This is a genomic window from Bradyrhizobium erythrophlei (genome assembly GCF_900142985.1).
Taxonomy (GTDB): domain Bacteria; phylum Pseudomonadota; class Alphaproteobacteria; order Rhizobiales; family Xanthobacteraceae; genus Bradyrhizobium; species Bradyrhizobium erythrophlei_B.
Genome location: NZ_LT670849.1, coordinates 163,851 through 175,514, shown reverse-complemented (window position 1 = coordinate 175,514; position 11,664 = coordinate 163,851). Strand labels below are relative to the sequence as shown.

The window sequence follows — 11,664 nt, the reverse complement described above, 5'->3', positions numbered from 1 at the left end:
AACGATCATGACCAGGTTAAGATCACTGCTTGTCTCCGCGGCGCTCGCATTCGGCGCCTCCGTAGCGCCGGCCTTGGCCGATTCCATTCCCGGCCTGCGCGGCCACGATCACACCGGCATCACCGTGCCCGACGTCAAGGCAGCGACCGCTTTCTTCACCGACGTACTCGGCTGCGCGCATGCGATGTCGTTCGGGCCGTTCATGGACGACAAGGGCACGTTCATGCAGGATGCGGTCAACGTCAATCCGCGCGCCGTCATCGACGAAATCAGCATGGTCCGCTGCGGGTATGGCTCGAACATCGAGTTGTTCCAATACAAATCGCCCGACCAGACAACGACAATGCCCAAGAACAGCGACTATGGCGGCCATCACATCGCACTCTATGTCGACGACATCGCGAAGGCGGCGGAGTATTTGCGTTGGAAAAACGTCAAGACCATGCAGGGACCGATTCCGGTCAACGAGGGCCCGGCGGCCGGCCAGTCGATTCTGTATTTCCTGACGCCATGGGGAATGCAGATGGAGCTGATCAGCTATCCCAAGGGCATGGCCTACGAAAAGAACGCCAGCACGGTGCTCTGGTCGACGACCGAGCCCATGAAATAGAACGTCCAGGGCCGCTGGCCTTTGTGGCGGACCAAGCTTTTCGCTTGATAGGCGGTTATGTAACGGCCGCTCTCCAAAGGTCGAGCGGGAGACCTTTCGCCGGTTTGCTTTGATGCCTTCCAAATGAAATTTCGGCGCAATCGGACTGGAAGTTGGGTCTTCATCGCGCTGCCTCTTTTATCCCCGCCAAGGCCGGAGATTTGGTGCGATCTTCCTTCTGTTCAGGCATGTCGTTGTTAAATATGGCGAGCCATGAAGACGTCGGATGAGGGTTCCAGCCAAGGAGGGTGGATCGGCGCGACGAGCGGCCGCCACGAGAACCTGCCGATTGTCGGGGTGGTCCTCATTCTTTGTTTGGTGGCAGGCCTTCATTTGGCATTCTGGAGTTTGTTAGAGCCACGTGCCACCGCCGCAGCGGTTGACGGGAAGCTACCGAGCGTCTCGTACAACCGGTTTGCCAAATCTTCCTCGGCGAATTTGGAGGTACCCGAGACCAGGATCCGCGCCGATCTCACCGCGATCGCCAAACAGGCAAAGGCTGTGCGCACTTACGGCTCGACCAAAGGCCTCGAGCGTGTTCCGGAGATCGCTGCTGAACTCGGGCTGGCGGTCACGCTCGGCATCTGGATAGATAAAGACGAGGCCCGAAACGAGCGGGAGATCGAGACGGCTCTGGACCTGGCGCGACGCAATTCCAATGTCACCCGGCTGGTCGTGGGCAATGAAACAGTCTTCCGGCGTGAACATACCGGGGCTCAAATTGCCGCGATCGTCCGCCGCGTCAAGCGAGACAGTCCGGTGCCGGTTGCGACCGCCGATCACTGGAAGACATTTCTTGACCATCCCGAGCTTGTTGACGCGGTCGATCAGGTTTTCGCTCATATCATTCCCTATTGGGAAGGTTACTCCAGGAAAAGCGCTGTCAAGGGATCGTTCGCGCTCCACGACAGGCTGCGCGCGGCCTATCCAGGCAAGAAAATTGTCATCGGAGAGTTTGGCTGGCCAAGTGCGGGGCACAATTTTGAACGCGCCGTCCCGGGTCCGTTCAGCCAAGCCCGCTTACTGCGCGACTTCGTTGCGGAGGCCAACGTTCTCGGCATCGACTACAATATTGTCGAGGCGATCGATCAGCCGGAAAAGCTTTTCGAAGGAAACGTCGGTCCATATTGGGGCATCTTCGACGCATCGTTGCGGCCTAAATTTGCCTGGACAGGACCGCTTGTCGACGCTGACTACTGGAAGGCAGCTTTCGTTGCCATCCTCATTGGGTCCCTTTTTTCGCTCTCGGTTCTAGCACTTCCGGGACCGACCGTTAGCCAGGCAGCGGTGCTTGCCGGAGCCGATCATTTGGTCGGCGACTGGTGCGCGGGCGTACAGATTTACTGGCACGACCACTACCTCCTGCATGGCGAGGTAATTACCTTTGTGATCGCGCTTCCGCTCCTGGGTCTACTGGCGCCGATCGTATTGTTCCGGGTGCGCGAGCTGACCGCGGTCGCTCTCGGCAGCAAGCCCACGCGGCTGTTGAATTTGTCATCCCCGGTACTGAACGCGCGCTTGCCCAAGGTTTCGGTTCACGTTCCCGCTTATCGCGAGCCTCCGGAAATGCTGTTGCGTACCATCGACTCGGTGGCGCGGCTCGACTATCCGGATTTTGAGTGTGTGGTAGTCATCAATAACACGCCGGATCCGGCATTCTGGGAACCGATCGAGAGACGTTGCCGCCAGCTTGGCCCGCGCTTCAAATTTGTTTGCGTCCTCAATCTCGAGGGATTCAAGGCTGCGGCGCTACGGGTCGCGCTGGCGGAGACCGTTTCTGACGCCGAGATCATCGGCGTCATCGACGCCGACTATGTGGTTGATCCGCAATGGCTCAAGGATCTGGTCCCTCGCTTTGCCGACCCGAAGGTCGGATTGATCCAGGCGCCACAGGATCATCGTGACGGCTGCCGCAGTTCGATCCATGCCGCCATGAACGCGGAATATGCCGGCTTTTTTGACATCGGCATGGTCGAGCGCAACGAGGTGAATGCCATCATCGTCCACGGCACGATGTGTCTGATCCGCCGCACCGCAATGGACGCCGCCGGTGGCTGGTCGAGCGACACGATTTGCGAAGACAGCGACCTCGGGTTGACGATTCTGGAGCTCGGGTGGCGTGCCCACTACACTAACCGCCGCTATGGCTGGGGATTGCTGCCGCAAGACTATCTGGCTTTCAAGACCCAGCGGGCGCGATGGGCCGCCGGCGCCGTGCAGATCGTGAAGAAGCATTGGCGGCGCTTCCTACCAGGCGGCAGCCTGCTCGACCATGATCAGAAGCGCGAATTCGCGTTCGGCTGGCTCAGTTGGTTCGGGTCCGAAATTGTTGCCGTCGCGGCGGCGCTGTTCAATCTGATCTGGATGCCTTTTGTCGTATTCCAGGTGGTCGCCATTCCGGATCCGCTTCTGCTGCTGCCGAGTATTGCGGCCTTCCTTGTATCGCTGCTTCATTTCGTCAGCGCATACCGGACGCGCGTCGCAGTTCCTTACCTGCAGATGTTTGGCGCCATGGTGGTGTTCATGTCGGTCCAATGGACGGTCGCGAGCGCAGCCTTTCGAGCTGCGTTTCCAGCGCGAGAAACCTATTTCCATCGCACCCGCAAGGGCGGGAGCGGCATCGCTCACGCGCGCTTTGCGGCGATACCGGAAGCGGTGTTTGGCGCGTTGCTGGTTGCCGGTGGTCTCACGGTGTTTTTGACCAATACCTACCGACTTTTAGGGACTGACTTGTTCGGTGCGATCTTGATCATCCAGAGTCTTCCATTCTTATCGGCAGTGGGGGTGGCGGGATTGGAGCTCCTTAGCGAAGCCAGAAAATACAAGTCTGATCCGCTCGATTGAGAGTGGTCGGTATCTGCAGTCCCGGATTGAGCCTGTTGGTGCCATTTTTGGCCGCGGCGAATCGCGCAAGAACGGCGGCTGTTGACGGCTTGCTTGCGGCTTAGTGCGTAGCCAGATCATTTCTGCTCCCGATACGAATTGATTTCCCGTCCTTAGCCGTGTCGAACGCCAGCCACGGAAGGGCGTTCAAGATCTCCGGGACATAAAGATCCCGCAGTAGTTTCACGGACACCCGCCCAATTTGCTCGGCAATGGTCTCGTTTTCGCCTGGCGGGACGGCGATTACGATCGTTCGCGAAAACGACGGCCCCGGAAACGGTAGTAGCCTTACTTTGCTCAGAACGGGGGTCATCTCAAAAATCGACAGGGGCGTCATGATCGCCCAGCCAAGCTCCGCTGCGACCATTCCGAGAATGGTGCGAGCGGAATCGAATTCGAACTGCCGCCTGAGGTCGATCCTGAGACGCCCAAGTTGCCGTTCGATGTCCGCGCCTGTTTGGGACCGGGCGTTCCAACGAATAAGCGGCATCGCAGACGCGAGATCGGCGAGGCTGACGTCCTGGGCGTTGATCGATGCCGGCACGACCAGCAGATAAGGCTCCGTCAGAATCGGAATTTTGCGGACCTCGCCGATGTCATCCAACGGATCATTCGTGATGATGAGGTCAAGGCTACGGTCGATCAGGCCGGCGCGCAGCGTGCGTGCGAGCCCGGACGAGATCGACAGATAATGGACCGTTGGTGTCAGCCGTCTCATCATCGCTGGCACGAATGGGTCTGATAGAGAGTCGACGAGACCGATCCTGAGCCGCAGAGCGCGGCCCTCTCCGAACTGGCGGATGGTCAGAGCGATCTGCCTGGCATCCTGCAGAACCTGGCCTGCGGTGCGCGTCAGCCATTCGCCGGCGGCGGTCAGGGTCAATGGGCGAGATCGCCTGTCGACCAGGGGGACGCCCAATACATCCTCCAGATGTCGGATAGCTTGGGAGACGGCGGGCTGGGTCATACCCAGCCTCTGGGCTGCTAACGTCATGCTGCGGAGTTCGCAAACCTGCGTGAAGACTTCGAGCGTTCGTAAGTCGTATCCAGAAAATGGTTTCATGTGGCTCGGCCATGTCAGGATGCCGTCTATCTAGCGCACTATCATAATTAAAAATAATACTTAGTACAAAAATTGGCTATTCTCAACTTGCGCGTCGATAAGGCTGCAGGCGCTATTTCACGCGGGACGACGCGAATTATTCCAAGAAAGATATAGCATTAGCTGACCCTTATAGGATGAATGGAATCGGCGCCAGTAGCGTCTGACGAGTGCTTTTGGAATCGGGATGGCGCGAGCTGGCCCTCGACGCCATTGCCGATAAGATTGAAATCTCTAATGTTGTGTTGGTCGATTGTCGGCCGTGGCAAGACAGACATCGCAGCCTCAGTTCCGACGATAAGTGTTTCTGCAAGTCGCCCGAACATTCGCACGTCCTGAAAGACAATTCGTGCGAGTGGGGCAGGGCGACGACGCTTCCCGGCGCGAGCGGGTCGGGGACGAGCACGTTCCTGCGCTGCCTGAACGAGGAGAATGGGCAATGACGAAGGACATCAAGGACAGACAAGAAGTGGAAGCCTCCGACCTCAGCAGGAGGTCGTTGCTCACCGGAGCGGCTGTCGTGGGCGCGGGTGTGGCGCTTGTCGTCGCGCCCCCGCGGGAAGCAGAGGCGCAGCTGCTCGAAAATGGAATTCCCCCGGACTCGGTGCTCGCGAAGATCAAGAAGGGCGGTTCTCTGAATGTAGGATTCGCGCAGACGCCCCTGTGGTTCTTCAAGGACGCCAAGAGTGGCGAACTGCGAGGCATCTACAAGGAACTTGTCGACATGCTCGCCCGTGACCTCGAAATGACGGTGGCTTGGCAAGAGGTTACCTTTGCCAACGCCACTGTGGGCCTGCGAAAGGGCGATTTCGATCTGTTCGGATCCTCCGCTGTCTACACAATCCCGCGCGGACTCGCCTGCAACTTCGTCGGACCTCTTTGGGTGAAGGGCAGCCACGCCATCGTGCACAGGGACGATGCTGAGAAGTTCAAGACGATCGAGGATCTCAACAGTCCGGATGTGACCTTTTCCGTGAGCGCAGGCTCGAGCGAGGAACAGCGTCTGCCGCTGATGTTCCCCAAGGCCAAGTTCATCGCCATCGCCGGTCAGCAGGTCATGGCTGCGGAGCCTGTGCGCGCGAGGCGTGCCACGGCTTACGTCGTGGGCGACAGCGACGCCATAGCGCTCGTAAAGCGCAATGGCGCCTGGGCTCATATCGTTGACCCGGAACATCCCTTCGACAAGCGTCCCAATACCTGGCTGATCCGCCATGGTGATGTCGCGTGGAAGAACTTCCTGGATTTCTGGGCCTCCTACGTCATCGCCAACGGCGAAGTAAAGCGTCTCTACGACAAGTATCTGGCGGAGCTCGCCTGAGCCCTTCGGATCAAGACCGCGCCTTCACCACGGGGAGCGCGCCGCTTACCTGCACCGCATGAGGAAATGATGATTATCGATTGCCACGCGCATGTCTTCCAGCACTGGGCTGGAGCCTGCGGGCATCCGTCGAGCGAGATCCACCGTAAATATATCCAGAAGGTTCAGACCCGGACCTCCGCCCGGGTTTTCAGGGCGCACGACGGCAAGGAGGTCTCGGGGGCGGTGCTGTTCCGGGAAGGCGACAATTCGTGGGCTGGGCTCAAGGACGTCGACTTCAGGGTAGGCAATTATGGTCGTCTCGATTTCACGGTCGACGGCGAGGACTATCATTGCCAATATATGCCGGTCGGGATGCAGCAGATCGTGGCGCCACCGGAGCTGATGTTGGCCCAGATGAGCTATGCGGGCGTCGACCACTGCATCCTGCAAACCGGGTGGGGCTACGGCGCCATGAACGACTACAACGCGTTCGCGCAGAACCAGTATCCTGACAAATTTACGGCCCTGTTGAACGTCGATGAGCCGCGTGCCTTCACTGATGCGGGACTTGCGGAGTTTGACCGCGCCCATCGCGATCTCGGACTGAAAGGCGTGTACTTTGCGCTTGACGCATTCGCCCGCTACGGGTTCGACGTCACGTTCGACGATGCCCGTTATGACGCATTCTGGTCGAAGATCGACTCCGCCGGCCTGCCAGTGTTCTTCGAGATCACCGCGATCCCCAATTACGACGCGGTGAGCTACATCAGGAATCTCGTGCGCCTGCACGGCCTGATGAACCGCTACAGCAACATTCGCTGGGTGCTGGTCATGGGTCCTCCCGTCGGCTTCTTCGGCAAATCGGGCGCTTGGGATTTCCCGGACGAAGTGCTCGGCGCCATGCGGCACGACCATCTGCTGATCGAGATCATGCTCCCCATCACCTGGGGCGGCGTGTGGGAATATCCCTACCCGCAGGCGCAGCAACTGGTGCGCGGCATGCGCGATCTGTTCGGTGCGTCCAAGCTGATCTGGGGTTCTGACATGCCGAATGTCGAACGCTTCTGCACTTACACCCAGAGCCTGGACTACGTCCGCCGTCACTGCAGCTTCTTGAGTCCCAGCGAGAAGGACGCGGTCCTTGGCGGGAACCTGCAATCGATGCTTGCCATCGATAACCGCAAGCGCTCGGTCGCCGCCTGACAATGCCATCCGAAGCCCGCCGCGAGCGCCTCGACCTATAAAGGAAATCACACGTGGAGCACGATCTCATCGAGCCCGTAACGACGGGCACAGGGCCGGAACTGCCGCCCGACAGCATCGAGACGCCATCCTTTGTCATCTTCGAGGAGCGTGTCCGGCACAACCTGCGGAAGACAGCGGAAGCCTGCGGCGGCATCCATCGGCTGATGCCGCACCTCAAAACACATCGTGCACCGTGGATCGTCGAGTTACTGCTGTCGCAGGGTGTCCGCGCCTTCAAGGCGGCGACGGTCGCAGAGGTCGAAATGGCTGTCGACGCGGGTGCGCCGCATGTCACCTGGGCCTATCCGACCGCCAGCAGAGCCAATATCGCGCGTTTCGTATCGTTCGCCCGCAAACACCGAAGCGCCACCCTTGTCGGTATCGTCGACTCCTTCGCCGCTCTCGAAATCTGGGAAACCCTGCTGACTGGCGCGGATAGCAACATAAGTCTGCGCGTTGATCTCGATCCAGGGCTTGGCCGCACCGGGATGCCGATGTCGGAAGACGCGCTGCCCCTGGCGCGCGCCATCCACGCGTGCAGGCGCCTCGCTGGCTGGCACGTCTACGACGGCCACGTGAAGGGCTCCGATGCCGAGCGCAGAGCGCAGGTCCGAGAACTGTGTGCGAAGGTACGCAGGCTCGCAGATGTGCTGCGATCCGATGGGATCGAGACCGATGTCGTCGCGGGCGGCAGCTACACCTTCGACATCTGGCCCGCGGACGTGGCTGCCTATGTGTCCCCCGGCAGTTGGACCTATTCCAGCGCGCAGCATGATGCCGAGTTGGCGCGTCTCGGCTGGCAGCCCGCTGCCTTCGTGCTGGCGAGTGTCGTCTCGGCTCGCTCCGGTACCCTTACGCTGGATGCCGGCTGCAAAGCGATCACCCCGGACAAGCCGCTGGCCGATCGCTTCCGGTGGAATGGCCGCATCCAGCTCATGAACGAGGAGCACACCGTTGTGGAGGGAGACAATCTGTCGGTCGGCGACCGGGTTCTCCTGATCCCGCAGCACGCCTGCACCACGGCCTATCTCTACGACAGCGCTCTGGTGAAAACGATTGACGGGCGCTGGGAACGCCGCCCCCAGATGGGAAGCGCCAGATAGGTAATTCCACCTCGACTTATGGAAAAGGTCGCTTCTCCGAACGATGTGCCGCAATGTAGATGAGCGCAACGAGGCCGGAAGAAAAACTCACCTCGATAGGGTTCGTCCTGCTAGGTTATGTTGCCATCTTCAGTGAATGCATGTTCGGCGGACCCTCGCGTGTTGGATCCCTGAAGGAGTTGGAGAGTGGATGGAGATCGGCCAATTATCCGGGTGAAGGATTTACGCAAGTCATTCGGGTCCGTGGAGGTGCTGCGGGGCATCACGATTGATGTGTCGGCAGGATCCGTGCTCAGCATCATCGGGGCAAGCGGATCTGGAAAGAGTACCTTTCTGCGCTGCCTGAATTATCTGGAGCGTCCGACATCCGGAGATATTTTCGTCGATGGAGAAGCTATCGGTCCCTCGATCGCGCCCGACGGCCGGCGGAAATCGGGAGCGTCTCCGAGAGATATCGCAAGAATGCGATCGAAGCTCGGCATGGTATTTCAGCAATTCAACCTGTGGCCGCATATGACGGTTTTGGGAAACGTGATTGAGGCGTTGATTCAAGTCAAGCATATGCGGCGCAAGGAAGCGGTCGATATCGGGCAGCACTTTCTGGCTAAGGTCAATTTGCTGAACAAGAAAGACGAATATCCTGCGAAATTGTCGGGCGGCCAGCAACAGAGAGTTGCGATCGCGCGTGCGCTCGCCATGCAGCCGAAGGTGATGCTGTTTGACGAGGCGACGTCATCGCTCGATCCGGAGCTGACGGGCGAAGTGTTGGAAGTGATGCGCGGTCTGGCACGAGAGGGAATGACGATGCTGGTTGTGACGCACGAAATGGGATTCGCGCGCGATGCTTCCGACCGGATCATTTTTCTCCATGATGGCATGGTCGAGGAGGATGGCACCGCCGCGCAAGTCTTCAGCGCTCCTTCCAGCGAGCGCTGTCAACGATTTATATCATCAGCGCTCGGCTAGTCGCCGTGTTTGTCGCCCTGCAAAACGTATTTGATCCTGCGCTGTTCTGGGAGTATCGCGCCGTTCTTTTGGCGGGACTTCTGCAGAACATCATCATCTTCGCTGAAAGTGCGGTTCTCGCAATTCTCCTGGCGTTCGCCGTCGGAATCGCAAGCCTCAGTCGTTACGGTGCCGTTCGCTGGACGGCCGTCGCTTACGCCGAGTTTTTCAGGAACACGCCGGAATACGTGCTTCTGGTGTGGGTCTACTTCGTCCTTCCCCTGATTATCGGTACAGCGCTGGGAACGAAGGTCAATCTCAGCCCTCACGTCGCGGCAGTCATAGGCCTTGGTGTTGCCTACAGCGGGTTCCTGTCCGAGACGGTGCGCGCCGGATTACGCTCGGTCGCCTACGGCCAGATGGAATCCGCGCTCTCGCTCGGAATGTCGGGGTTTACGACGCTGCGCCGGATCGTATTGCCGCAGGCCGTGCGCAGGATGCTTCCCGAGGCCGTCAATCAACTGGTCTCGTTGTTCAAATCAACAACGATCGTTTCGCTGATAGCGGTACAGGATATCATGTACCAGGTCTCGATGATCAGCGTCGCGGAGATGAGGCCTGTCCCTCTCTATACGGGTGCTGCGCTGCTGTACTGTACCGTCATTATTCTTGCGACCCAATTGTTCCAGCGGCTGACGGAGCGCTGGCGCCGGCGGGGCTGGGCATGAGGGGCTGCCGTGATTGAAAACTTCAACCGTTTCGTTCTGACCAACGCCGGCGCCCTGCTCGATGGGCTCTGGGTCACGGCATACGTCTGTTTTTGGGCGTTCTTGCTAGCGATCGTGCTGGGCCTGATTGCGTGCCTGCTTCGAATGCGATTGCCATATGCGAGAGTTGTTGCGATCGGGTATATCGAATTTTGCCGCGCGACTCCCATCCTGGTGCAACTGTTATGGGTCAATTATGTGTGGCCGGAGGTTTTCGGATTTCCACAAACAGTAACCGGCGCGGGCGTCATCGCGCTCGCGTTGCAGTCAAGCGGTTATCTTGCGGAGACATTTCGATCTGGATTTGAAGGGCTGCCAAAAGGCCAGCGTGAGGCTGCGCTGGCCGTTGGGATGAGTCGTTGGCGGATCGTGTCCCGGATCGAAGCGCCGCAGGTCGGGCTGGTGGTTGCCCCGCTGGTGGTGAATCAACTCGCCGTTGTCGTGAAATCATCAACGCTGGTCTCCATCATCGCGATTCCTGACCTCATGTATCAGGGGTTAAAGATCGTCAATCAGTGGTACGAGCCAATCGAGGTTCTCACCACGATTGCTCTGACGTATTTCGCGCTTCTCTTCGCGATCTCCAGAATAGCGAATTATGCCTACGTTTACTTCCAAACCAAATTCGGAATTGCGAGCATCCGATAGAACAAGATCCAAAACTCTCCAGGTTCGGTTCCATCTCAAAAGTTCAAGGAGCATGATGATGCAACATCGATTAGATATCACAAAGCGCTCGCTGCTGACCGGTGCGCTTGCGGTTGGCGCAGGCGCCGCCGCGCTCGGAAGCATGATGCGAGATGCGCATGCGCAGCTTCTCGAGTCCGGTATCGATTCAAAGTCGGTGTTGGCCAAGATCAAAAAAGGCGGGGCTCTTGAGGTGGGCTATGCCCAGCTCCCCCTGTGGTTCTACAAGGATGCGAAAAGCGGTGAGTTGAAAGGCGTCTACAAGGAACTTGTCGAGCTTCTGGCAAAGGACCTTGAGATGACAGTGAATTGGCATGAGGTAACTTTCGCCAATTCCACGATCGGCCTGCGTTCGGGCGACTATGACCTGTTCGGTTCATCTGCGACGTACACGGTGCCGCGCGCTACCGTGTGCAACTACGTCGGTCCTCTGTGGTCAAAGGGGAGCTTGGCGGTCATTCGCAAGGCGGACGCGGGCAAATACCAGACCGCGGCGGATCTCAACAGCGCGGATGTGACGATCGCCGTCAACGGGGGATCAAGCGATGAGCAGCGGATGCCGCCGCTTTTCCCCAAGGCAAAGTTCATGGCGGTCGCCGGCCAACACTCCATGGCCGCCGAACCCGTGCGTGCGGGCCGTGTCAACGCGTGTATCGTCGGAGACACCGAAGCACTTGCTCTTGCCAAGCGGAATTCGGAATGGGCGGTGATCGTTGACGCCAAAAATCCCTTCGATAAGCGTCCAAACACGTGGATGATCCGTCACGGCGATGTTGCCTGGAAGAACTTTCTCGATACGTGGTGCGGTTTCATTGCGGCGAACGGCGAAGTTCAGCGGCTCTTCGACGAGTATGCCAGCGAAGTTCTCTAGGTCGATCGGCGGCCGGAATGCCAATAGGACAACCTACTATCTGAAAGAAGAGCCGGGTCATCCCTATGCTTCTGCAGCTAGCCGCCACTTAGTCAAAACTCCTTGGCTCCGG

General features: G+C 58.9%; 10 protein-coding genes. 9 read left to right on the top strand and 1 reads right to left on the bottom strand.

Translation table 11 applies throughout. The annotated features are described in order from the left end of the window. Nucleotides 1-7: 7 nt before the first annotated feature. Together BUA38_RS00795 and BUA38_RS00790 are read left to right on the top strand one after the other, a co-directional pair. The gene (locus BUA38_RS00795; RefSeq protein WP_072815972.1) at nt 8-610 is read left to right on the top strand and encodes a VOC family protein; all 603 of its coding nucleotides are present in this window, start codon (nt 8-10) and stop codon (nt 608-610) included. A gap of 477 nt (nt 611-1,087) precedes the next feature. Then, nucleotides 1,088-3,493 carry a glycosyltransferase gene (locus BUA38_RS00790; protein WP_172805959.1) on the top strand — a complete coding sequence of 802 codons (2,406 nt, stop codon included), beginning with the start codon at nt 1,088-1,090 and terminating at the stop codon, nt 3,491-3,493. A 100-nt stretch (nt 3,494-3,593) separates the two neighbouring features. On the opposite strand, the gene BUA38_RS00785 is transcribed toward BUA38_RS00790, so the two are convergent. Beyond that, entirely contained in the window at nt 3,594-4,595 is a 1,002-nt protein-coding gene (locus tag BUA38_RS00785) for a LysR family transcriptional regulator (protein WP_072815968.1), read from the bottom strand. A 394-nt stretch (nt 4,596-4,989) separates the two neighbouring features. Between BUA38_RS00785 and BUA38_RS00775 the strand changes: the two genes are divergently transcribed. The 7 genes from BUA38_RS00775 (at nt 4,990) to BUA38_RS00745 (ending at nt 11,552) form a co-directional block, all read left to right on the top strand. After that, nucleotides 4,990-5,952, top strand: coding sequence for a substrate-binding periplasmic protein (locus BUA38_RS00775; protein WP_156898347.1), 963 nt, complete (start codon nt 4,990-4,992; stop codon nt 5,950-5,952). A 66-nt stretch (nt 5,953-6,018) separates the two neighbouring features. Further along, complete coding sequence (locus BUA38_RS00770) at nt 6,019-7,137, top strand: amidohydrolase family protein (RefSeq protein ID WP_083587388.1); 1,119 nt, start codon at nt 6,019-6,021, stop codon at nt 7,135-7,137. Between the two features lie 53 nt (nt 7,138-7,190). Continuing rightward, complete coding sequence (locus BUA38_RS00765; RefSeq protein WP_197685900.1) at nt 7,191-8,282, top strand: alanine racemase; 1,092 nt, start codon at nt 7,191-7,193, stop codon at nt 8,280-8,282. 186 nt (nt 8,283-8,468) lie between these two features. Beyond that, nucleotides 8,469-9,248 (top strand): amino acid ABC transporter ATP-binding protein, encoded by a 780-nt coding sequence (locus tag BUA38_RS00760; protein WP_276328155.1) that lies wholly within the window; start codon nt 8,469-8,471, stop codon nt 9,246-9,248. A gap of 5 nt (nt 9,249-9,253) precedes the next feature. Beyond that, on the top strand, nt 9,254-9,955 hold the full coding sequence (locus tag BUA38_RS00755) for an amino acid ABC transporter permease (RefSeq protein WP_072815959.1): 702 nt from the start codon (nt 9,254-9,256) through the stop codon (nt 9,953-9,955). Between the two features lie 9 nt (nt 9,956-9,964). Next, nucleotides 9,965-10,642, top strand: a complete 678-nt coding sequence (locus BUA38_RS00750) for an amino acid ABC transporter permease (protein ID WP_072815956.1) — start codon at nt 9,965-9,967, stop codon at nt 10,640-10,642. A gap of 55 nt (nt 10,643-10,697) precedes the next feature. Beyond that, a complete protein-coding gene (locus tag BUA38_RS00745; protein WP_172805958.1) occupies nt 10,698-11,552 on the top strand; it encodes a substrate-binding periplasmic protein in 855 nt (284 codons plus the stop codon). Nucleotides 11,553-11,664 lie beyond the last annotated feature (112 nt).

What these genes read in the sequence shown, in the direction of transcription:
- BUA38_RS00795 (WP_072815972.1), top strand. Translation starts at nt 8, where the DNA reads ATGACCAGGTTAAGATCACTGCTTGTCTCCGCGGCGCTCGCATTCGGC.
- BUA38_RS00785 (WP_072815968.1), bottom strand. Translation starts at nt 4,595, where the DNA reads ATGAAACCATTTTCTGGATACGACTTACGAACGCTCGAAGTCTTCACG.
- BUA38_RS00770 (WP_083587388.1), top strand. Translation starts at nt 6,019, where the DNA reads ATGATGATTATCGATTGCCACGCGCATGTCTTCCAGCACTGGGCTGGA.
- BUA38_RS00745 (WP_172805958.1), top strand. Translation starts at nt 10,698, where the DNA reads ATGATGCAACATCGATTAGATATCACAAAGCGCTCGCTGCTGACCGGT.